18 protein-coding genes and 5 pseudogenes are annotated in these 22,932 nt (G+C 38.5%); 10 read left to right on the top strand and 13 right to left on the bottom strand.

All coding sequences use genetic code 11. The annotated features are described in order from the left end of the window. Nucleotides 1-20: 20 nt before the first annotated feature. Both glf and ACFJIZ_RS18065 read left to right on the top strand, forming a co-directional pair. A pseudogene (glf, locus tag ACFJIZ_RS18070) lies at nucleotides 21-1,131 on the top strand (UDP-galactopyranose mutase). Then, nucleotides 1,121-1,933, top strand: coding sequence for a DUF4422 domain-containing protein (locus ACFJIZ_RS18065; RefSeq protein ID WP_379087212.1), 813 nt, complete (start codon nucleotides 1,121-1,123; stop codon nucleotides 1,931-1,933). The pseudogene glf and the gene ACFJIZ_RS18065 overlap by 11 nt, the downstream one beginning before the upstream one ends. Here the strand turns inward: ACFJIZ_RS18065 and ACFJIZ_RS18060 are convergent. The 3 genes from ACFJIZ_RS18060 to ACFJIZ_RS18050 all read right to left on the bottom strand — a co-directional run bounded on the left by ACFJIZ_RS18060 (nucleotide 1,926) and on the right by ACFJIZ_RS18050 (nucleotide 4,569). Further along, complete coding sequence (locus ACFJIZ_RS18060) at nucleotides 1,926-3,011, bottom strand: acyltransferase family protein (RefSeq protein WP_379087209.1); 1,086 nt, start codon at nucleotides 3,009-3,011, stop codon at nucleotides 1,926-1,928. The genes ACFJIZ_RS18065 and ACFJIZ_RS18060 overlap by 8 nt on opposite strands. A gap of 131 nt (nucleotides 3,012-3,142) precedes the next feature. Continuing rightward, nucleotides 3,143-3,559: a hypothetical protein gene (locus ACFJIZ_RS18055; protein ID WP_379087206.1), complete on the bottom strand. Its 417-nt coding sequence runs from the start codon at nucleotides 3,557-3,559 to the stop codon at nucleotides 3,143-3,145. 23 nt (nucleotides 3,560-3,582) lie between these two features. Then, nucleotides 3,583-4,569, bottom strand: coding sequence for an MAC/perforin domain-containing protein (locus ACFJIZ_RS18050; RefSeq protein ID WP_379087203.1), 987 nt, complete (start codon nucleotides 4,567-4,569; stop codon nucleotides 3,583-3,585). Between the two features lie 230 nt (nucleotides 4,570-4,799). Here ACFJIZ_RS18050 and ACFJIZ_RS18045 point away from each other — a divergent pair, with 230 nt between their 5' ends. Beyond that, the gene (locus ACFJIZ_RS18045) at nucleotides 4,800-5,093 is read left to right on the top strand and encodes a helix-turn-helix transcriptional regulator (RefSeq protein ID WP_379087200.1); all 294 of its coding nucleotides are present in this window, start codon (nucleotides 4,800-4,802) and stop codon (nucleotides 5,091-5,093) included. Here the strand turns inward: ACFJIZ_RS18045 and infB are convergent. The 4 genes and pseudogenes from infB to ACFJIZ_RS18025 form a co-directional block, all read right to left on the bottom strand. Further along, a pseudogene (gene infB, locus ACFJIZ_RS18040) lies at nucleotides 5,077-8,089 on the bottom strand (translation initiation factor IF-2). The gene ACFJIZ_RS18045 and the pseudogene infB sit on opposite strands and share 17 nt — an antisense overlap. A 70-nt stretch (nucleotides 8,090-8,159) precedes the next feature. Beyond that, nucleotides 8,160-9,396 (bottom strand): annotated as a pseudogene (gene nusA, locus ACFJIZ_RS18035) (transcription termination factor NusA). Nucleotides 9,397-9,400: 4 nt separating this feature from the next. Beyond that, nucleotides 9,401-9,865 carry a ribosome assembly cofactor RimP gene (gene rimP, locus ACFJIZ_RS18030; protein ID WP_379087197.1) on the bottom strand — a complete coding sequence of 155 codons (465 nt, stop codon included), beginning with the start codon at nucleotides 9,863-9,865 and terminating at the stop codon, nucleotides 9,401-9,403. A 118-nt stretch (nucleotides 9,866-9,983) separates the two neighbouring features. After that, nucleotides 9,984-10,409, bottom strand: coding sequence for a hypothetical protein (locus tag ACFJIZ_RS18025; protein WP_379087194.1), 426 nt, complete (start codon nucleotides 10,407-10,409; stop codon nucleotides 9,984-9,986). A gap of 18 nt (nucleotides 10,410-10,427) precedes the next feature. Between ACFJIZ_RS18025 and ACFJIZ_RS18020 the strand changes: the two genes are divergently transcribed. Then, nucleotides 10,428-10,682, top strand: a complete 255-nt coding sequence (locus tag ACFJIZ_RS18020) for a phage holin family protein (RefSeq protein ID WP_379087191.1) — start codon at nucleotides 10,428-10,430, stop codon at nucleotides 10,680-10,682. Nucleotides 10,683-10,851: 169 nt separating this feature from the next. Here the strand turns inward: ACFJIZ_RS18020 and ACFJIZ_RS18015 are convergent. Beyond that, nucleotides 10,852-11,992: pseudogene (locus ACFJIZ_RS18015) on the bottom strand (acyl-CoA dehydrogenase). Between the two features lie 196 nt (nucleotides 11,993-12,188). Here ACFJIZ_RS18015 and ACFJIZ_RS18010 point away from each other — a divergent pair. The 3 genes from ACFJIZ_RS18010 (at nucleotide 12,189) to ACFJIZ_RS18000 (ending at nucleotide 15,763) form a co-directional block, all read left to right on the top strand. Next, the gene (locus ACFJIZ_RS18010; RefSeq protein WP_379087188.1) at nucleotides 12,189-13,265 is read left to right on the top strand and encodes a helix-turn-helix domain-containing protein; all 1,077 of its coding nucleotides are present in this window, start codon (nucleotides 12,189-12,191) and stop codon (nucleotides 13,263-13,265) included. A gap of 100 nt (nucleotides 13,266-13,365) precedes the next feature. Continuing rightward, nucleotides 13,366-13,785, top strand: a complete 420-nt coding sequence (locus tag ACFJIZ_RS18005; protein ID WP_379087185.1) for a carboxypeptidase-like regulatory domain-containing protein — start codon at nucleotides 13,366-13,368, stop codon at nucleotides 13,783-13,785. Next, complete coding sequence (locus tag ACFJIZ_RS18000; protein ID WP_379087182.1) at nucleotides 13,685-15,763, top strand: outer membrane beta-barrel protein; 2,079 nt, start codon at nucleotides 13,685-13,687, stop codon at nucleotides 15,761-15,763. The genes ACFJIZ_RS18005 and ACFJIZ_RS18000 overlap by 101 nt, the downstream gene beginning before the upstream one ends. Nucleotides 15,764-15,774: 11 nt before the next feature. Here ACFJIZ_RS18000 and panD read toward each other — a convergent pair whose 3' ends face one another. Both panD and panC read right to left on the bottom strand, forming a co-directional pair. Further along, nucleotides 15,775-16,125, bottom strand: a complete 351-nt coding sequence (gene panD / locus ACFJIZ_RS17995; RefSeq protein WP_379087179.1) for an aspartate 1-decarboxylase — start codon at nucleotides 16,123-16,125, stop codon at nucleotides 15,775-15,777. A 55-nt stretch (nucleotides 16,126-16,180) separates the two neighbouring features. Further along, entirely contained in the window at nucleotides 16,181-17,029 is an 849-nt protein-coding gene (panC, locus tag ACFJIZ_RS17990) for a pantoate--beta-alanine ligase (protein WP_379087176.1), read from the bottom strand. Between the two features lie 150 nt (nucleotides 17,030-17,179). Between panC and ACFJIZ_RS17985 the strand changes: the two are divergent. The 3 genes and pseudogenes from ACFJIZ_RS17985 to glmS all read left to right on the top strand — a co-directional run bounded on the left by ACFJIZ_RS17985 (nucleotide 17,180) and on the right by glmS (nucleotide 21,344). Next, a pseudogene (locus ACFJIZ_RS17985) lies at nucleotides 17,180-18,003 on the top strand (glycogen/starch synthase). Nucleotides 18,004-18,273: 270 nt separating this feature from the next. Next, nucleotides 18,274-19,395 (top strand): DUF4270 family protein, encoded by a 1,122-nt coding sequence (locus tag ACFJIZ_RS17980; RefSeq protein ID WP_379087173.1) that lies wholly within the window; start codon nucleotides 18,274-18,276, stop codon nucleotides 19,393-19,395. Between the two features lie 110 nt (nucleotides 19,396-19,505). Beyond that, nucleotides 19,506-21,344, top strand: coding sequence for a glutamine--fructose-6-phosphate transaminase (isomerizing) (gene glmS, locus ACFJIZ_RS17975; protein ID WP_379087170.1), 1,839 nt, complete (start codon nucleotides 19,506-19,508; stop codon nucleotides 21,342-21,344). 52 nt (nucleotides 21,345-21,396) lie between these two features. Here glmS and ACFJIZ_RS17970 read toward each other — a convergent pair whose 3' ends face one another. The 3 genes from ACFJIZ_RS17970 to ACFJIZ_RS17960 form a co-directional block, all read right to left on the bottom strand. Further along, nucleotides 21,397-21,819, bottom strand: coding sequence for a single-stranded DNA-binding protein (locus ACFJIZ_RS17970; protein WP_055133198.1), 423 nt, complete (start codon nucleotides 21,817-21,819; stop codon nucleotides 21,397-21,399). A gap of 238 nt (nucleotides 21,820-22,057) precedes the next feature. Continuing rightward, nucleotides 22,058-22,561, bottom strand: coding sequence for a hypothetical protein (locus ACFJIZ_RS17965; protein WP_379087167.1), 504 nt, complete (start codon nucleotides 22,559-22,561; stop codon nucleotides 22,058-22,060). Further along, nucleotides 22,558-22,878, bottom strand: a complete 321-nt coding sequence (locus tag ACFJIZ_RS17960) for a hypothetical protein (protein WP_379087164.1) — start codon at nucleotides 22,876-22,878, stop codon at nucleotides 22,558-22,560. The genes ACFJIZ_RS17965 and ACFJIZ_RS17960 overlap by 4 nt, the downstream gene beginning before the upstream one ends. Nucleotides 22,879-22,932: the final 54 nt, after the last annotated feature.

The following is a 22,932-nucleotide window of genomic DNA, read 5'->3' as shown; positions in this document are numbered from 1 at the left end:
AATAATTATATTTGCTTGATATGGATAAGAGTTACGATTACCTCATTGTGGGTTCTGGACTTTTTGGCGCAACATTCGCACATCAGATGACGAAAGCAGGGAAAAAATGCTTAGTTATCGATAAAAGATCATGCAGGAGGAAATATTTATTGCAAGGAAATTGAGAATATCAATGTCCATTGGTACGGCCCACATATTTTCCACACTAACGACAAAGAGATTTGGGATTTTGTTAATTCATTTGTTGAATTCAATAGGTTTATATATACTCCAATTGCAAACTACAAAGGCGAACTCTACAATCTGCCTTTTAATTTGAACACCTTTTATCAACTTTGGGGAACAAAAACACCTCAAGAAGCCAAAGCTGTGATTGATAAACAGATCAAGGCTAATTTGGTAAAGAACCCTAAAAACCTTGAGGAACAAGCATTAAATTTTGTAGGTGAAGATATTTATATAAAATTGATCAAAGGTTACACAGAAAAACAATGGGGAAGAAAAGGAACTGAGCTACCTGCATTTATTATTAAGCGTTTACCTCTTAGATTTACATTTGATAATAATTATTTTAACGACAAGTATCAAGGCATCCCAATTGGTGGCTATAATAAGCTGACAGAAGGACTTCTACAGGGAATCGAAGTAAAACTCGGCATAGACTTTTTTGCCAATAAAAAAGAATTGATAAAGATTGCAGATAAAGTTGTCTATACCGGGAAATTGGATGAATACTTTAACTACTCCTTAGGTCATTTGAAGTATCGTAGCTTAGAATTTGACCATCAAGTACTAGATACTGATAACCATCAAGGTACAGCGGCCGTCAATTATACTGATTTTGAAACACCTTATACCCGCATTATTGAGCATAAACATTTCGAATTTGGCAAACAACCAAAAACAGTCATTACCAAGGAATATCCGCAAGAATGGACAACAAATAAAGAACCCTACTATCCAATAAATGATATAGAAAACGAAGAATTGGCTAAAAAATATAAAAAATTAAAGGAATTAGAACCTAACGTGATTTTCGGTGGTAGACTTGCAGAGTATAAATACTATGACATGCATCAGGTGATAGGTGCCGCCATTCACGTCGCTAAAAATGAATTAAATGTACGATAAGGACTTAACGATTTTCAGTGTTTTTCATAAAGAGTACCCATCTCCCAAGTGCTCATTTATTAGACCCATACAAGTAGGCAAATTACAAAGCCAACTTGACCTCCCATTTTTAAGTGATGACACTGGCGATAACATTTCAGAAAAAAACGAGCGTTTTTGTGAAACTACTGCATTGTATTGGATCTGGAAAAATCTCGACAATATCGATAGCCAATATATTGGTTTGGCGCATTATAGACGCTATTTGACCATACCTGAAACTAGGACAAAACAAAAATTATTTGGCACAAAAAACATAGAAGACAATTCAGATATCTACAACAGACCCCTATCTGATTACAGCATTAATGAGATAGCATCACCTATAACCAAAACCTATATATTAGAAAAATTAGCAGAAAAACAAATATTATTACCTAAAGCAAGTACCATTGGTTCTTTAGGCAGCCATCTTTTCAACATTGAAGACCAATTTATATATTATCATTTACGAGAAGATTGGCTGATTTTTGAACAGACTTTAAAAAAACTAGTACCCCTAGACCATGAGTTTGCAAAGACCTTCTTTTCGACTAGGAATACCATGCATTGCTATAATATGTTTATCGCCGATAAGTCCTTTGTTAATGCTTATTGCACTTGGTTGTTTCCGATACTGTTTGAGCTCGAAAAAAACATCCAGATTAGTCCTTACCCTTATCAAAATAGAACAATAGGTTTCTTAAGCGAACGACTGCTTAATCTTTTTGTTTATAAAAATCTAACAGCGATTGCAGAAATGCCTATAGTCTATTTTACCTAGAACCGATTGACCATTTGAATTTTGTTCTTGAGATAAGCTTTACAACTGCAAAAGTGAGTACATAAACAAAAATAAACCTCAATACAGAATATCCGGCAACACTTAATGCAGACATTGTATCTAAATTTAGCTTTAAAGGCCTTACAACTTCAATCAATACTCGATCAATGATAATTTGATGAAGAAGATATATTCCAAAAGTTGTATGTCTTGGATTTAGTGTCTTTTGCACATTTTTCATATCACCCATTTTTAACAACAGGGTAAACATTCCAAGAGAATAAAATATATTAGTTATGCGAAGCGTATTAAAAGGATCCTGGAGATTTAAATCCATCAAATGAACCGTTTCTAGTGTACTTAGCATAAACAGCATAAGATTAACTCCAATAAGGGAAGCGAATGAAATTTTGCATAAGATAGCCTTTACCTGGTCGAAATGCTTATTCAAAAATATACCCAGCCAAAGATAAAATACAAAGCCAAATAAAGCGGTTGTATGCTCTACGGGTAACCAGCCAAAGTAAAGGTTTACACTATAGAAAAAGGAAAACAAACCCAAAATCAATCCAAATCCCCACTTGTAGATATATTTTTTAAATATGAGCAGGATGGCAATACAGATTAAGAAATTGAGGATAAACCAATAATTACTATGAAAGATTACCCGAAAAAACATTCCTACAGTTGCGTCATACCAATCTATAGGATGGGCATTTGCATTACTTGCTTTTAACAACATAAACACCTGTTGACCTACGGTTAAGACTAGATAGATAAAAATCCAAAACAACCATGGCCCAATTGTATTCTTAAATCGGTTCTTAATATATTGTAATGGTGTATATTCTGTAAACTTATGATTGATGAGAAAGCCGCTGATCAGAAAGAAGGCAATGGTAGCGAACTTGAAAATTTCCATGTATGCAGATTGGACAAACTTCTCTCCATAACCATCATATTTTAACAACCAAAATGCAGAACTATGTTCGATAACGATACCAAACATAGCGATACCTCGAATAGAGTCTATAAAATCAAAATTTTTCTTTTTTTCAAAGGCAATATCCGCTTTCATCTTTTAGAAAAGTTAAAAGGCGAATATCAACAAAAAAGTCCCAAATTAATTGAGACTTCTCTATTAAAATCATTACAGTTCTAAATTAAATTCCAAGAGAATTCATTGATCGGGCTACTGTATAGAATACACTATTGAAGTATTGGTCCTACAACATAACTAACAATTCCATTTATATTTCTGGCTTTGGAAAGATTAAATCGATATTTATCGGCAATAGATGGGCTTAAAATATGTCTTAATACCTTTTCAGCCCCAATACGCTCCATAAAATATACCTTGCCATTATTTATATCTCGCAAAAGTTCAGTTCCTGGTGGAATTGGTAAACCCTGTTCTAAACTCAAACTAGTCAAACTATTTCCATGTAAGATTGAATTAACATATACAGCTTTTAGAGTTCCCGGATCTTGAATATGTCTAGCTTTACCATCCATTATACTAAATACAAAGTAGATACCATCAATTGTGGTATCGAAGAGCAATCCTTCTTGAGGATGAGGAGCAATGATCAATTTCGCCTCATTATCCTTCAAATACTGTATCACATAAGTTTTAACCGCATCACTTTTTACGGGTCTGCAATCAAATCCCAGATTGGGATTAGACCATTTTCTGCAATGTCAATCATTTCTGCATTCGCTAATGACGAACTATTTTCCCAAGCAGAGATATTTACCGTAGGTGGGTTTGCCGACACAATATTCGTATTCCCCAATATACTTGTTGAAGGTTCACCACCAATGGTTTTGTAGTGTAAGGTTTGTGAGAAGTTCTGGGTTGTACTATTATAATCATAAGTAAATCCCGTATTGATGCTAAATACTGCTTTTACTCCCACATCAACCCCAGCCGTACTCGCATTGATCCTATCTGTTTTTGTCGTAGTAGACCGGTATAAAACCTCCAATTTTGCACCTAAGATAATATCGGTAAGCACATGCGTGCCATATCTGCTGACAATGTATGCTGGAGTTTCATTTTGCACATCTGTTGCAAAACTTGCTGTAAGGTAATCTCTAAGCATGCCATTAGTCGCATTGAGCTTCACCCGTTTCTGCTGTATCTTATGGCTATAGCTACTATATAGATACTTTGATGAAAACGCATCAGAATCTGAGTAGGTTCCACTAATAGAGGCTTTAAAAAGAAGAAGCTTTTGTAGACCAAAAAGTGAAAAAGAAGAATTGAGTTTTGCAGTAACCTTTTCCAAGTAAGAGGTTGCATTTTCTCCAGCAATCAGTACACCTTCTCTTCTACTCGACAAATCCCATTCTACTCGTGTAGGCTGTTCTAATCTTAGCTTGTCGACATTGATTACCGAGAATTTAGATGCACTCGAGTTCGCAAATTCTCCAGTGAGGTCATAACCATAGCCCAACAGGTCATTTTTTCCATCACCCGCAGAATTGGTACCAATGCCGTCCCTTTTCTTTTTATCAATCCCTTTACCTGTATTTTCTTTAGGTACATCATTTTTTTTGCAGCCACTAAGAATGGCCATAGCTGCAAATAGCACAAAACATGCAGTCGCAGTTAACATTTTTAAGTTTTTCATAGTTGTAGTGTAATTAAGGTTTATGTAGATAGCAATTTACATTACAACACCTAGTGTTTTGGTAACCAGCTGTTTCCAAAAACAAAGCTACGGTGGCTGAAAAAGCAAATCTTATAACAATACATATATACGGTAGAATACATTTCATACTCAATCAATACCATTTGGTACAATATTTTTCTTCTCAAAAAAGGAATTTCCTAACTTAATATACCTACATATGAAATTCAATGATTACAATAGATATTGGCATTACCTTGCGAAAGCTACGCAACATGCACAAATACTCTCAACAACATGTGGCAAATTGTTTAGAGATTAGCCGAGAGGCTTATAAACGATGGGAGAATAATCGGGTCAACTTTTCTATTTCCCAGCTAAAGAAAGTAGCGGACCTTTATGCTCTGGAGATTCACCACATCATAGAGATGTCTTATCTTCATAAAAAAACACCCACAAAAAAAGGGTCTCAATTACTCGAGACCCTTCTGTTATGTTTTGTAAACCTTACAATTTACGTTTAACTTCTACTTGTTCGTAGGCTTCCACAATATCTCCAACTTCGATGTTGTTGAAGTTTTGGATATTCAGACCACATTCGTAACCTTTTGCCACTTCTTTTACATCGTCTTTGAAACGTTTCAATGAAGCCAGTTCTCCGGTATAGATTACTACACCATCACGTACGATACGGATTTTGCTGTTTCTGGTAATCTTACCATCCAACACCATACAACCTGCAATGGTACCTACCTTCGTAATTTTAAAGGTTTCTCTGATCTCTACGTTAGCCACAATCTTCTCTTCAAATTCTGGTGCCAACATACCTTCCATCGCCGCTTTGATCTCGTTGATCGCATCGTAGATGATAGAATATAAACGGATATCGATCTGTTCAGCTTCTGCCAATTTACGCGCACCTGGTGAAGGGCGTACCTGGAAACCAATGATGATCGCATCTGAAGCAGATGCCAACAATACATCAGATTCTGAAATCTGTCCTACTGCTTTACCAATGATATTGATCTGGATCTCTTCTGTAGATAGTTTCAATAATGAATCGGCAAGCGCTTCGATTGAACCATCCACATCACCTTTAACAATCAGGTTTAACTCTTTAAAGTTACCAATTGCCAAACGACGACCAATCTCATCCAAGGTAATATGTTTTTGTGTACGTAAGCCCTGCTCACGCATCAATTGTAAACGTTTATTGGCAATCTCTCTTGCTTCAACTTCACTTTCTAGAGCATTGAACTTATCACCTGCAGTTGGTGCACCTTGCATACCCAATACCTGTACAGGTACAGATGGTCCGGCTTCTTCAACTTTTTGACCACGTTCGTTAAATAGCGCTTTTACTTTACCACTATAACTACCTGCCAAAATTGGATTCTCCAACTCTTAATGTACCGGCTTGTACCAATACTGTAGTTACAATACCACGTCCTTTATCTAGTGTAGCCTCAATTACCGTACCTGTTGCACGTTTGTTAGGGTTAGCTTGTAATTCTAACAACTCTGCTTCTAACAATACTTTATCTAATAACAAGTCGACATTTAAGCCACTTTTACTTGAGATTTCTTGCGACTGGAATTTACCACCCCAATCTTCAACCAAGATGTTCATGGCCGATAATTGTTCTTTAACTCTATCCGAGTTTGCACCTGGTTTATCAATTTTTGTAAAGGCAAATACCAATGGTACACCCGCAGCTTGTGCGTGGTTGATTGCCTCTTTTGTTTGAGGCATCACTGCATCATCAGCCGCAATTACAATGATCGCAATATCTGCTACCTTAGCACCACGGGCACGCATCGCTGTAAAGGCTTCGTGACCTGGCGTATCTAAGAACGTTACTTGTTTGCCAGAGTTTGTTGTTACTTTATAGGCACCAATGTGTTGGGTAATACCCCCAGCCTCACCAGCTACCACATTTGCTTTACGGATATAATCTAGCAAAGATGTTTTACCATCAATCTACGTGACCCATGATCGTAACCACTGGTACTCTTGGTTCCAAATCTTCTGGTGCATCTTCTTCTTCAATGATACTATCAGCTTCTTCATCTGCTTTTACAAACTGGATTTCGTAGCCAAACTCATCCGCAACAATGGTTAAAGTTTCTGCATCCAAACGTTGGTTGATCGAAACGAACATGCCCAAACTCATACAAGTACCAATAATTTTGGTTACCGGTACATCCATCATGTTAGCCAACTCATTTGCCGTAACAAACTCGGTAACCTTTAACACTTTAGATTGTAATTGTTCTTCTGCTGCCGCTTCTTCAGCCGTTAAAGCAACATCATCACGTTTTTGACGACGTAGTTTTGCTCTTTGTGCAAATTTACCAGATTTACCTGCTCCACTTAAACGTGCAAGTGTGGCTTTGATCTATCTTGTATTTCTTTTTCTGTTGGTTCTTCTTTAGGTCCACTTGGTGCAGCACCAGGTCTAGCATTTCTAAAGTTTGGACGACCACCAGCCGTATTGTTTGTATTGTTTCTAAAGTCAGGTCTATTTCCAACCGGAGCACCTGTTCCCGCTGGGCGAGGTGGGTTATTTCCTTGTTGGCCTTGATTTGGCTGACCTTGTCCTTGTTGCTGTCCTGGAGCAGGGTTATTGCCTCCCGGCGCTTTTTTGCGCTTACGCTTACGTTTAGCAGCTTCACTATCGTTAGAAGATGCTACTGGCTGGTTTCTACGATCCGGTGTAGTTGGTAAAACAATTTTACCAATAATATTCGGACCTGAAAGTTTAACCGAGCGTGCTTTGATTACCTCATCATCGGCAGCTTGTACCGGAGGAGTAGGAGCAACTACAGGTGCAGGGGTAGGTGTAGGTGTAGCCACAACTTCTGGAGCTTTAGGTTTTTCTTCAACCTTTGGTTCCACAACTGGAGCTTTTTCTTCCTGAGCTTGTACTGGAGCTGGTTTTTCTACCACAGGCTCCTCAACTTTAGGAGCAGCCACTACTGGCTCTTCCTTTTTAGCTTCTACAGGAGCTGCTTCCTCTTTCTTAACAGGGCGTGTTTTGCTGTTCAGATCATTAAGATCGATCTTACCAACAATTTTAACACCTGGCAAGGCACTTTCTTCTTCCTTCGCTTCAACTTCTTTAGCAGGAGCCGGAGTAGGCTCAACTGGTTTAACCGCTTCAACAGGTTTTTCTTCCTTCGGCTTCTCAGCAGGAGGAGTATATGAATGAAGGTTTTTGATTAAAACACCTTCGTTTTCAAAGTCTTGTTTTTTTCTAGGTACCTCAGGAGCTTTCTCAGCTGCTTCGGGTTCATCACGACGAATTTTACCTATAACTATCTGATTGGCTTCTTCTTTTACGATTTTATCCCCCTGAAACTCTCTTAGTAATGTATCATACATCTCTTTAGATAGTTTTGTAGTGGGCTTATTTTCCACAGCAAAGCCTTTCTTACTTAGAAACTCTACGGCTGTAGCTATCCCTACGTTAAGTTCTTTAACTGCTTTAAATAAAATTATGGGTTTGTCGTCTGACATTGATTATCCTATTTTTTACTAATTTATATACAAAAGTAACGTTTATTCTTATTTATTCAAGCATAACACGTTATTCAAATTCCGATTGAAGAATACTGATCACTTCTTTGATTGTTTCTTCTTCAAGATCGGTACGTTTTACTAATTCATCTACTGATAAAGCTAAAACACTTTTTGCGGTATCGCAACCAATTGCTTTTAACTCATCAATGATCCAGCTGTCAATTTCATCTGAGAATTCTTCGATATCCACATCTTCATCTTCTTCTCCAGCCTCACGGTAAACATCGATCTCATATCCCGTCAATTTACCTGCCAATTTGATGTTATGTCCACCACGTCCAATTGCCAATGAAACCTGATCTGGTTTTAGATACACTGAAGCATGTTTTGTAACATCGTCTAATTTAATAGAGGTGATTTTTGCAGGGCTCAATGCACGTTGGATGTATAGTGAAATATTGTTGGTAAAGTTGATTACATCAATATTTTCGTTCTTAAGCTCTCTCACGATACCGTGGATACGAGAACCTTTCATCCCCACACAAGCACCTACTGGATCGATCCTGTCATCATAAGATTCTACAGCCACTTTGGCACGCTCTCCAGGTTCGCGAACAATTTTCTTGATCGTAATCAAACCATCAAAGATCTCTGGCACCTCGATTTCGAACAAACGTTGTAAGAATTCAGGGGCAATTCTCGAAATGATGATTTTTGGCGTAGCGTTTACCATATCAACTTTAGAAATTACGGCACGTACCGAATCTCCTTTTTTGAAATAATCTGCTGGGATCTTGCTCCGTTTTTGGCATCATCAACTCATTGCCTTCATCATCCAATACCAAAGTCTCTTTTTTCCAAACCTGGTAAACCTCACCTGTTACGATCTCTCCAACTCTATCTTTATATTTCTTGAAGATTTCGTCTTTCTCTAATTCTAAAACTTTAGAAACCAAAGTTTGACGGGCAGCCAAGATCGCTCTACGACCAAAGCTCTCCAAAGTAATCTGTTCAATGTAATCATCCCCAACTTCCATATCTGGATCCAACTGCTTTACTTCTGCCAGTTCGATCTCTAGGTCATCATCTTCAGAAAAACCATCTTCCATCACTTTTCTTGTACGCCAGATCTCCAAATCCCCGTTGTCAGGGTTTACGATTACGTCACAATTCTCATCAGTGCCATATTTTTTACGCAACATACTGCGAAATACCTCTTCCAGTACGCTAATTACTGTAGGGCGGTCGATATTCTTAAAGTCTTTAAACTCCTGGAATGAATCGATTAAATTAATATTGCTCATTTTTCTATTTAAATGAAATTAAAACCTTTGTTTCTACTATATTATCAAACCCGATCTGTGTTTCTACCAATTGGGCTTTTTTACCTTTTTCTTTTACTTTCTCTTCTATCGAGATTTCATTGTCGTTAACCGCGAGCAGCTTACCTTCTTTTTTTTCACCATTTGCCAGTTTGATGCTCAACTCTCTGCCAATATTTTTGTGATACTGACGGTTCAATTGAAGCGGTTCGCCAACGCCAGGAGATGAAACTTCCAAATTATAAGCTTTTTCAATGGTATTTTCTTCTTCTAGATGAAAACCCACATGTCTGCTAATTGATGCACAGTCCTGAATACTTATTCCCTGATCGCCATCTACATGGATGATCAGTTTGTTATTTGGCAACATTTTTACTCCTACCAAAAACAGCTCAGGCCTGTCTGCAATCTTCTCCTCTACGAGTGCTATAACTCTTTTTTCTACCTGCATATCCTAATTTGTTGCAAAAGAAAAAAGGGGACTCAGTCCCCTCTTCTTTCTCCATTACCGTGCAAATGTACGAAATATTTTTTTCAAAAGAAAAAAATCCTAACAAATGAGCTATTTATTAACGTTTTAATAATTGTTGCTGAGGCTTTACCTTATAACCTACTTTTGATTTTATTATATCTTTTCCACTGGCAAACTCTGCAGTGACCATGGTTTCTACCAAATAGGTCTTGCCCTTAACAAAAGGCATTTGGGGTGTAAAAATCAGTTGGTTATTGGCCACACTGAGTTTGCCAGGCCAGTCCATCTCCATTGTTGTCGAATCATCGTCTACAGGGGTCTGCAGCACTGAAACCAAATGCTGATAGCTTGAATCTGTGTTGATGTTATTCTTCAGTTGCAATAAACTTGCTCCGTTTAGATCCGAAATAACGATGGTATTGCTATCTGTCGAAAAATGGATCGATACTGGCTTGTTATTTGTAGGGCTACAGGCAACCAAAAAAGAACTGAAAAGAATAATTAACTTTATATATTTAAACATCTAACTAAATTAACAATTATGAAACTAATATTTGAAATTTTAATCATGGGTCTGGCCATGTTGTTGGGCGCTTACATTGTGCCAGGTGTTCAGGTTGATGGTTATGGAAGCGCAATCATTGCCGCTATCTTAATTGCAGTGGCCAATGCCACCATTGGACTGATCTTAAGGATATTTACTTTTCCTTTAAACGTATTAACCCTTGGCCTCATTTCATTCATTATTACGGTATTGATCAATCTTATTGGTAGACCATTTTATGACAGGCTTTAATACCTCTGGTTTTTTGGCCGCAGCAATTCTGGCCATTGTAATTGCCATTATTAAAATGCTGTTGAATTCTATTTTTGGAATGGAGAAAGAATAGAAAGACTGTTCAACTACAAAAAAGCCACAACGAATCATCTTCCTTGTGGCTTTTTAATGATTTATAAATTTCTTCTTAGCTCAAAATACTACGACTGATCACCATTTTCTGGATCCTCTGAAGTACCTTCATAGATCTGGGTAATCTTTGCGTCCCTCATTAAGCGCTCCACATGGTATTCTTTCACAAAACCATAACCTCCATGGATCTGCACAGCTTCAACCGTTACATCCATGGCCACCTTGCTGGCAAACAATTTGGCCATTGATCCAGCCAAAGTATAAGACTGGCCTTGATCTTTTAACCAAGCAGCTTTATACACCAACATACGTGCTGCCTCTATCTGCGTAGCCATATCTGCCAATTTAAAGGCAATTGCTTGATCATCAGAAATGGGTTTACCAAATGCTTTACGTTGTTTCGAATATTCCAAAGCCAACTCATAGGCCCCAGCCGCAATGCCTAGAGCTTGCGCTGCAATACCAATTCGGCCTCCTTCTAAAGTCTTCATGGCAAACTTGAACCCAAAGCCATCTTCTCCAATGCGATTTTCTTTTGGCACTTTTACGTCATTGAACATCAAAGAATGTGTATCAGATCCACGGATTCCTAATTTATTCTCTTTTGGTCCAATGGTAAAACCAGGTGTTCCTTTTTCTACGATAAAGGCATTGATGCCTTTGTGTTTTAATTCTTTATGTGTTTGGGCAATCACCAGGTAGATACCTGCAGTGCTCCCATTGGTGATCCAGTTTTTAGTGCCGTTCAACAAATAATAGTCGCCCATGTCTTCGGCAGTTGTTTGCTGAGAGGTTGCATCAGGTCCTGCTTCTGGCTCCGAAAGGCAGAAAGCACCGATTTTTTCTCCTGAGGCCAAAGGTTTTAGATATTTTTCTTTTTGCGCTTCGTTTCCATAAGATTCAAGCCCGTAGCAGACCAAAGAATTATTCACCGAAACCACAACAGAAGCAGAAGCATCAACTTTGGATAGTTCTTCCATTACCAATACGTAAGAAACTGCATCCATACCACTTCCACTATATTTTTGATCAACCATCATCCCCAAAAACCCAAGCTCTCCTAGTTTCTTCACTTGTTCTGTTGGGAATTTTTGATGCTCATCTCTTTCAATAACACCCGGTTTTAGTTCAGTCTGCGCAAAATCTCTGGCAGCCTGTTGGATCATTAATTGTTCTTCACTTAGTTCAAACAGCATAATTTTGATTTATAAAAGGTTAGATCTGCCAAATTTAGTATTTCTCTTCGAAATTACTATGCAGCCATAGCAATTTTTTACACAACAATGCCCTCTGAAGCCATTTTAAAGGATATATCACAATTTTAATACACCAAAAGCAAGATCATTAACATTTATAATCTTGGTGTTACCGTAAGATTATTATTTTTGTTAGATGAACCTAGGTCAACAAATCTTGTTTTTCTTTAGCGCCTTAGGTGTGTTTAATGGTTTTATCATTAGCGCTTATCTGCTGGTTTTTAAAAAATCGAAATCGGCAGCTTCATATTTTTTAGGACTAATGCTTTTAGGACTGTGCTTAAAGATCGGCAAATCTTTTATCTCTTATTTCTATCCGGCCTTGCCTGGCATCTATATCCAAATCGGTATTTGGGGAGGTTCTTTGATAGGCCCTTCTCTTTTTTATTTGATTAAATCTGCATTGGGGACAGACACAAAAATAACGACCATCCAAAAAGCAACCTATCTGTTTTGGTTCTTGGCCATTTTAATTGCCAGCATTGTTGCTCCATATGATAGTCAACCAGACATCTGGGAAAATTATATCTGGTCAATTATAGCTTTACAAATGGCCATCTACATGGTTTTATCTGGATGGTTGATGCGAACGACTTTTGTCAAACTTTTAGACAAGGGTGAAAAAGTTTCTACAACGGAGAAACTATTGCTATCTGTATTGATTGGCAATATTGTCGTTCCTGCTTCATTTAAGTTGTCTATCTTCTCTTTTTTTAATGGCCCTTGTATTAGTGGCGCCCTGTTTTTTTCGCTGATCCTTTACCTGAACACCTTCTTGTTTATCAGCAGAAGAAAAACCAGCAACCTGCTTTCAGACAATCAAGATCAAGTGCGCTATGCCAACAAAAAAATTGACAAAGCACAGGCCTCAACTTTAACAGAAAGACTACAAAAAATCATTTTGGAGGAAGAGCTTTATAAAAATCCAGACCTCAAACTCAACGACCTCGCCAAAAAGGCTGGCATTTCAGGTCACCAGCTTTCGCAGTTACTGAACGACAATTTGGGCAAGAGTTTTGCCGCCTACATCAACGAATATCGGATCAACGAAGCCTGCCAACTGATCATAAATGACAAAGGCATTAAATTGGAAGCCATTGGTTATGAGGTTGGTTTCAATTCGAAATCTACTTTTTACACTGCCTTTAAAAAGCATAAATCTACCACCCCAACACTTTACAAAGAACAGCTATCGGCTGTTTCATCTTTCTAGATCTGGTCTGAATTTATAATTCCGAACTCCTAAATCTGAGAATCAAAACCCTTTATCTTTTCTTCTCTTCTAGTTTTGGTGCATTCTATAACCCCAACACATGAAGATGAAATCGACATTATTGCTATGCCTTTGCTTATTTACAAGTACATACCTGCACGCACAAGCCATTATTGGAAAATTGGTTGATGCAAAAACCAAACAGGCGATTGCCTTGGTCAACTTATCATTAGCCAGCCAGAACCAACCAACCGCCATCAAGTATACAAGTAGTGACACTTTAGGCCGCTTCGAGTTTAAGGAAATCCCCATTGGAAAATATATACTATCGGCCACGTCTATGGGCTACCAAAAAATACAGCGAGAGCTTACCATTAATGAAAATACTGTAAAAAAGCTGGATTCTTGGAATCATTTTAATGAACGAAGACCCCAACCTGCTCAAAGAAATAACCGTTACAGGTGGAACAGCCAATTTTGCTACCCAAAATGGTCAACTGAAAATTGGGGTTGCCAATAATCCGTTCTTCAAGTCTTCATCTAATCTATTGGATGTTTTCAGAAGGTTGCCAGGCCTGCAGGTTAACCAAGATGGGACAATGCTAATGGCCAGTAGGGCAACACCAACATTATTTGTTGATGGCAAACCTGTAAACATGAACAATGACGAAATCCTAACCTATCTCAATAGTTTATCACCAGACATGGTCGAATCAATCGAGATGATCAATCAGCCCTCTTCAAAATATGATGGCGAATATCAGGGCATCATAGATGTAAAACTGAAACGTAATCAATCTTTAGGTTTAAGAGGTAGCTATAATGCCAGGTTTCAGCGAAACAATTATAGTTTATTGGACAATAACTTGTCTTTGAGTTATAAGACCGACCGATTTACCTATGACTTAAACCTTGGCCATATTACCGGCAGCACTTTTTATAAATATTATGCGCTGCAGTATCTGGCCAATACCAATGCTATGATTACCGATACACGAACTGTTACAGCTAACCAGAACTTTAATGTGCAGGCCAGGATAGCTTATGAACCTAAAAAGGGGCAGAGCATAGAAGCCTTTGTAAGGACCTTACAAATTGACAGGAATGCCACCTCTGATAATTACCTAACTACACAAACCGCCAAATTAGACCAGACCATTGCAATTACAAAAAGTGAAAACGACGCCCGTCCAAAACAACATAACTATGCAGGTGGCATCAATTACGATGCACAGTTTAAGAACGGCGAATTACATGTAATTGCTTCTTTGGCACAAATCGACAACCGACAAATGGAAGACATCCAAAACAGAAATATCATGAACAGTTCACTCTACAATGGCCTGCTCAGTTATTGGAAGACCAATTCCCGAAACAACATTTTGATCCGCACCGCTCAGGCAGACTACAGTCAAAACATGGGCACAGGCAAATTAGAATTTGGTGGAAAGTTTGCCTACACTACTACCGAGAACAACCTGCGCTATGATACATTGGCCAACTCCGTTTTTAACTTTGACCCCCAACGCAGCAACCAGTTCAATTACGGAGAATACATTATGGCGGGTTATCTTTCTTATCAGGGCAAATGGAACAACATCAGTTATAGCCTAGGTTTAAGAGCCGAATATACCCGTACTGTGGCCAATTCCATTACAACAAGCATGCTTACCGAAAGAAAGTACCTCAAATGGCTACCGAGTTTAAATGTTGCCTATGCCATTAACCAGAGCGAACAACTCAGCTTCAGCTACAGCAGGCGCCTAACCAGGCCTACTTTTGCGTTCTTAAATCCTTTTCGTTTTTACTACAGTCCGCGTCATTACTGGATAGGTAATCCATATTTGCAGCCTTCTACCACCAATCTTTTTGCATTGTCTTATAGCAGAAAGGCACTTAACGTTTCCTTAAACGCAGGGCGAGAAACGGATGTGATGGCACGTTATCCAGAATATAACCCAGCAACAAACGAACTCATTTTCTTGGGGCGCAACCTTCCCTACAGAAATTTTGCAAACCTGTTGATCAGTTCGCCCCTTACCATCAACACATGGTGGAGGATGAACAACAACATTGGATTCTATTACAACAAGGAGCTGACCCCTTATTTTGACAGGACTTACGAAATTGGCGTATTCAATTATACACTTAATGGCAGTCAGATTTTCATGCTAAAAGATTGGTTATTGGATGTAAGTTATACCTACGAATCGAAAAGTGGTAATGGTCTTTACGTATTCAAACCAGTTTATGGGATAGATCTTGGTGTGCAAAAAGCTTGGTTCAAAAGCAAGCTCAACACCAAACTTACGCTTTACGACGCCTTCGACAGCATCAAAAGAAGACTCATTTTTAGGGAAAAGAGCATCATCGACAATGACATGTATCATTATTTTGGTGCACAACGATTGGTCCTTAGCTTAACCTACAACTTTGGCAGCTCTACCTTCAAAATAAAGGAAAGCAAAAAAAGCGAGGAAGAAAATAGGGCCAACTAATGAAGGGTGGCTTATTTTAACAAACGGTTATTGTCGTCAGGGAACACCAAGATTGGCTGATATTTTTTCGCTTCTTCCATTGGTAAAGAACCGTAAGACATGATGATCAAAATATCACCTACTTGTACTTTCCTGGCTGTAGCACCATTTAGGCAGATCGTTCCAGTACCACGTTCGCCCCTAATGGCATAGGTTTCAAAACGTTCGCCATTGTTGTTGTTTACGATCTGTACTTTTTCGTTTGGAATAATGTTAGCTGCATCTAATAGATCTTCATCGATAGTGATGCTGCCTACATAATTTAATTCTGCCTGTGTTACTTTAACACGGTGTATTTTCGATTTTAAGACCTCGATAATCATTCTGCAAAGTTAGGAATAAAAGAATTAACAGTTGTCAATTTTTGGTCAGCAGTATTTAACTGAGCAATACATTGTCAATCAAGCGTGTTTCGCCAACCTTGGCAGCTACCAATGCTACAGGGTGGGCAGCATTCTTGTTTTCGATAGGCAATAAGGTCTCTCCATCTGCAATGGTAAAATAATCCAATACTACGCCAGGTGTTTCATTGATCATTGTTTTGGCCTTAGCCAATAAAGTTGGCAGGTTTTCTTGATCAAAATGTGTGGCCACGTAGGTAAGCGCCTTACTCAACACCAAGGCATTTTCCCTATCGGTTAAAGATAGATGTATATTTCTAGAGCTCATGGCCAAACCGTCTTCCTCTCTTATGATTGGACAAGAGACAATCTCAACCTCCATGTTAAAATACTTCACCATGTTTTTGATCATCAGCACCTGCTGAAAATCTTTCTGCCCGAAGAAGGCTACATCTGGCTGTACGGCATCAAAAAGCTTTTTTACAATCTGGGTTACACCTTGGTAATGTCCTTTCCTAAATTCTCCTTCCAACAAAAATTCGGCCGGACCTAGATCGACCTGCCAATGCTCCGGAGTAGGAAAAGAGGGGTACATTTCCTTTACGCTTGGCATAAAGACAACGTTACAACCAGCATCGTACAACATTTTAATGTCGTGCTCTAATGGTCGGGGATATCTCTCGAGGTCTTTGGGGTCTGTAAACTGGGTGGGATTAACAAAGATGCTGCAGACCACGATCTGCGCCTGTTTTTGTGCCATCTCTATCAATGATAGATGTCCCTTATGCAAAGCACCCATTGTTGGTACCAGTGCGATTTTAGAATCTGCCTTTTGTAAAGGCGCCAACAACATCTTTAATGCTGCGACTGTATGTATAATTTCCAAATTACCAATTGGTTTTTAAAAGGCCAAAGTTGAGCATTTATCTAAAACTTACAAAGCCTATTGCATAAGTTATTGATAAATATTAATATTATTAGTACCTTTGCACCTTGATAATCTTTAAATTAACATAATTTAATATACAATATGGAGATGGCAAAAACGAAGCTACTGATTGTTACACACGAGATGTCGCCTTTCCTCGAACTTACCAAAATTTCAGAAATCACTCGTCAATTACCACAGGCAATGCAAGAAAAAGGATTTGAAATCCGCATCTTAATGCCAAGATTTGGTAACATCAACGAAAGAAGGAACAGGTTACACGAAGTTATTCGTTTATCGGGAATGAATATTATTATTGATGACAATGACAATCCATTGATCATTAAAGTTGCCTCGATCCCAGCTGCACGTATGCAGGTTTATTTCTTGGATAACGAAGATTATTTCCAACGTAAATATGTTTTCAGAGATAAAGAAAACAAGTTTTATGCAGACAATGACGAACGTACGATCTTTTCTGCAAAGGTGCGTTAGAGACTGTTAAAAAATTAGGCTGGGCCCCAGATGTGGTGCATTGCCATGGCTGGATGACTTCTTTAGTTCCTGCCTATATCAAAACAACCTACAAAAACGATCCTACATTTAAAAATGCGAAGGTGGTTTACTCTGTTTATGAGAACTGTTTTACAGAAACATTAAACGCTGATCTACATAAAAAAGCGGTGATGAACCACATGACAGAAGAAGACACCAAGGCTTTCATCAAAGCAGACTGTAACAGCCTGCATATGGGCGCAATAACCCATTCTGATGCAGTTGTTTTAGCAGATGAAAACATAGATAAAGATGTGTTAAAATTTGTTAAAGATTCTAATAAGCCAACTTTAGCCTTTAATTTAACCGAAAATTACGAGAACTTCTTCAATTTCTATGAGGAAATCTCTGATGAAGAATTGGTTTCAGTAGCTTAAAAAGCATTATTTTAATATTAAATATGAAATTTATAAAACTAGACTTATTAACCCTGTTGATAAGTCTTTTCTTTTCGCATCATGCGAAAAAACCGCTACAATTGGTCTAGAAGTAGACCCTAACAGTGCCGTGCAGGGAGCCTTGGTTGACACTGTAACCGTAAGCTCCAGAACTCTTCTTGATGAAAACAGCACCACACTTTCGTTAGTTAGACACCCGCTTGGTTATTTAATAGACCTGTATTTGGAAAAACCGAAGCTGGTTTGGCCATGGCCATCAATGTTCCTAGCGAAGCCTATAGTTTCGGAACCGATGCTGTTATCGATTCGGCCGTATTGTCGCTAAGCTTTGGTGGAGAGTTTTATGGTGATAGTACAGCCACTTATAGTATCGACGTACGTCAGTTGAGTTCTAATATCAATGATAGACTTTCTTTTCTAAACACTGTAGAATACGCTACCAACAGTACATTATTGGGAAATAGAACTGGGAAATTATACCCAACTACACCTTTTAAGATAACCGATATAGTTGCCGGTAAAGCAGACACCTTAAAAACTGTCGCCCCTCAAATGAGGATTAAACTCGACAACAGCTTTATCCAAAACAACATCGTTAAACTACCCGATGCGAGCTTAAAAACAAATGCCCGTTTTGCTGATGCCTTTAAGGGTTTATATGTACAGGTTAATAAAACCAGTTCGACAGGCACGGGCGGATTGATGTTTTTTGATTTTACAAGCACCAACTCCAATTTAACGCTATACTACAAAAAACAAAATGCAACTACTGTTAGTGCAATAGATACTGTTGCTGTAGATTTCCCAATCAATAGCAGCACTGGACCGGTATCCGCTTCAATAAAACATGATTATACAGGAACGCCTATCGCAACACAACTGGCTAATCCAAATCAACAATATGCAGTAACTTATCTACAGCCTTTAATCGGCTTAAGAAACAAGATCTCTTTCCCATATCTAGCAAAGTTTGCAGCTAATGTTGGCAAGGTTGTAGTGAACAAAGCAGAACTGGTGATCGACCTGAGTTCTGGATCAGATGGCAAGCCATTCGACCCGGCAACAAGGTTGTCGCTATATAGATATGACCTGGCCGAGAAAAGACAAAATGTACCTGATAACAACCCAGAATTTGATACTCGTGGACTTGAATCTGCTGTTTTTGGCGGCTATTTCAACTCTGTAAAAAAACAATATGTTTTTGTGGTAACCAGTTACATACAAGACCTCATGAGTGGCAAGCTTAAAGATTATGGTACATTTATCGCACCAACGCCATTGAAAGAGTTTTCTGTAGCCCCTTCATTAAGTAGTGGCGGCAGATCAGTTATTGATTCTTTAAAAAGACCCCGGCAACTGGTGATAACCTAATGAAATTGAATATTTATTACACTAAAATAAACTAATTTAATTTATAGTTTATTTGACTAATCCCCCGAGAAATAAGTATTTTCGGGGGATTTACTTTTACAAGAAATTTTATGTGTGGAATTGTAGGCTACATTGGCTTTCGTGAAGCTTGGCCAATTGTTATCAAAGGATTAAAAAGGTTAGAATACCGTGGATATGACAGTGCAGGTATTGCATTGATAGACAACGGCGACCTGAATATCTATAAAAAAGCGGGCAAGGTTCAAGAACTTGAGAATTATGCAGAAGGTAAAAACCTTGCAGGTACCATCGGTATGGGACATACCCGTTGGGCTACCCACGGCGCACCTTCTGATAGGAACTCCCATCCACATACCTCCAACAACGGTAGGTTAAGCATTATCCACAATGGAATCATAGAGAATTATGCTACCTTAAAAGAAGAGTTGCTAAGAAGAGGACATGCTTTTAACAGCGATACTGATACAGAGGTATTGATCCATTTAATTGAAGAGGTTTATAAAAACGAACATACAGATCTGCTTGAAGCAGTAAGGCTAGCCTTAAACAAGGTTACTGGTGCCTATGCGATCGTGGTAATGGACCAAGATAATCCAAATGAGCTCATTGCAGCCAGAAAAGGAAGTCCGATGGTGATTGGTGTAGGTAAAGGCGAATATTTTATCGCTTCTGATGCTACCCCGATCATAGAATACACCAAAAATGTAATCTACTTAAACGACAATGAGATTGCCTATCTCAAACGCGATGAACTGTTGATCAAGCGATTGGACAATGTTGTTCAGACCCCATATATCCAAGAACTGGAGCTTCAACTAGAGATGCTCGAAAAAGGCGGCTATGACCACTTTATGTTAAAAGAGATCTATGAGCAACCCCGTTCTATCAGAGATTGCATGAGGGGCCGAATTTACCCTGAAGAGGGCAAAGTACAGCTCGGTGGTATCAAAGAGTTTGCAGACAAACTTAAGAACATCGACAGGATCATCATTGTGGCCTGTGGTACTTCTTGGCATGCTGGTTTAGTAGGCGAATACCTGATTGAAGAATATGCCCGTATCCCCGTTGAGGTTGAATATGCTTCCGAATTTAGATATAGGAATCCAATTATTACCGAGAAAGACGTAGTGATCGCTATTTCGCAATCTGGCGAAACTGCCGATACCATGGCCGCTATAGAAATGGCAAAAGAAAAGGGAGCTACAATTTTCGGCGTATGTAATGTGGTTGGGGCTTCAATCCCACGGATTACACATGCTGGTGTTTATACCCACGCCGGCCCTGAGATTGGAGTGGCTTCTACAAAAGCCTTTACTGCCCAAGTTACCGTTTTAACTTTGATGGCCTTTTACATGGCCCAACAAAAAGGAACCATCTCTAACTCAAAACTCATAGAGCTATTAACAGAGTTAGATTGTATTCCTGATAAAATCCATGTTGCCCTACAAAGCAACGACCTGATCAAAGACATTTCAGAGAAGTTTAAAGATTCGAGGAATTGTCTGTTCTTAGGAAGAGGAAGCGGTTTCCCTGTAGCGTTAGAGGGTGCTTTAAAGCTAAAAGAGATTTCTTATATCCATGCCGAAGGCTATCCGGCAGCAGAGATGAAACACGGACCTATTGCCTTGATCGATGAGGAAATGCCTGTTGTAGTTATTGCCACTAAAAATTCATCGTACGAAAAGGTAATCAGTAACATCCAAGAGGTAAAAGCAAGAAAGGGAATCGTCATTGCCATTGTTACCGAAGGTGATGTTGAAGTTAAAAAGATGGCCGACTATTGTATCGAAATTCCTGATGCCAGCGAGGCTTTCTTGCCTTTGCTAGCTACCATTCCATTGCAATTGTTATCTTACCATATTGCCGTATTAAGGGGCTGTAACGTAGATCAGCCCAGAAATCTGGCCAAATCAGTAACTGTAGAATAAACAAAAAAGGCCCAATCAATTGATTGGGCCTTTTTATGTTCTTTGCTCCTATTTAAAAGGGCAGGTCGCCTGTTGCATCAACAGGACTAACAAAATCGTCTTCACTTTTCGGTGTGCCACTGCTTACTGGTGTGTTCTCAAAATCACTTTTTCTACCCAACATGGTAAAGTTTTCGGCAACAACCTCGGTTACATATTTTTTAACTTTTTCTTTATCCTCAAATGAACGTGTTCTTAATTTACCTTCAATGTAGACCAATTTTCCTTTTTGCAGATACTTAGATGCCACTTCTGCCAAACCCCTCCACAGCACAATGTTATGCCATTCTGTTTGTTCTACACGTTTTCCATCTTTATTGTAAGTTTCCGAAGTAGCCAATGGGAAGCTGGCTACTGTAACTCCTCCCTCTAAATGTCGAACTTCTGGATCTTTACCCAGATGCCCCACCAAAATAACTTTGTTAATACCAGACATGCTTAAATTTGATTAGTTTTTATATATAGATTAACAAAATCGCTAATTACCTTAGGATGTGGTAAATCTTCAAAATCCTCAAGTAAAACCGATTTAATGTCCGTCTTTAGATTAAAGTTAATAATATAATTATCTAAAGCAAAAAATTGGACATATATAATTTGGTGGGTCAATAAATGTCTTTTTTCTGAAATAAATGAGGTTTTTACTTCTTCCCCAAACATTTCTTTTATACTTTTTATAAAATTGGATCGTCAGCATTCGGTTTTTCTGCCGTCTCTATCAATGGAAAATCGAAGAGTTGTTGCCATATGTCTCCAGGATTACGTTGTTTGGTTAAAATGTATCCATCCTTGATCCCAATAAAGTAATTGAACCATCTTTCTTTAACCTTTACCTTTTTCAATTTAACTGGCAATACATCAACTTTGCTGTGTTTAAGGGCATAACAACCCAATTGTACAGGACAAACTTGGCAGGCAGGTGATTTGGGCTTACACTGCAGTGCCCCAAACTCCATGATCGCTTGATTATATAAAGAGGGTTGTTGATTTTCGATCAGCGATTGGGCCAGCGTTGTAAATATCTTCTTACCTCCAGTAGAATTGATGGGTTCTTCTACCCCAAAATATCGGGCCAGTACCCTAAAAACATTCCCGTCTAAAACTGCCTTGGCCTCATTGTTTGAAAAAGAGGATATCGCTGCGGCCGTATATTCGCCAATTCCTTTTAGTTTGATCAATTGCTCATATTCGACTGGGAAGATCCCTGATGCAACTCTACCACTTGTTTGGCGGTAAACAGCATGTTCCTCCCTCTAGAGTAATAACCTAGGCCCTGCCATAATTTAAGCACCTGTATTTCTGATGCAGCAGCAAAGGAACCCACCGTTGGGAAGTTTGCCAAAAATTTATTGAAATAGGGCAGGCCTTGTTCAACTCTGGTCTGTTGCAAGATAACTTCAGATAACCAGATCACATAAGCATCGGTAGTATTACGCCATGGTAGCTCGCGTTTGTTAACTTTATACCATTTTATAATTTCATTTTGGAAATTCATTTCCTCAAAAATACAATCAAAATATATCTTTTTTATAAAACTTGCAATAACATG

This window comes from Pedobacter sp. UC225_65, from assembly GCF_042698365.1.
In the GTDB taxonomy this organism is placed as follows: domain Bacteria; phylum Bacteroidota; class Bacteroidia; order Sphingobacteriales; family Sphingobacteriaceae; genus Pedobacter.
The sequence above is the reverse complement of the archived record's forward strand: the minus strand, read 5'-3'. Positions and strand labels throughout refer to the sequence as shown.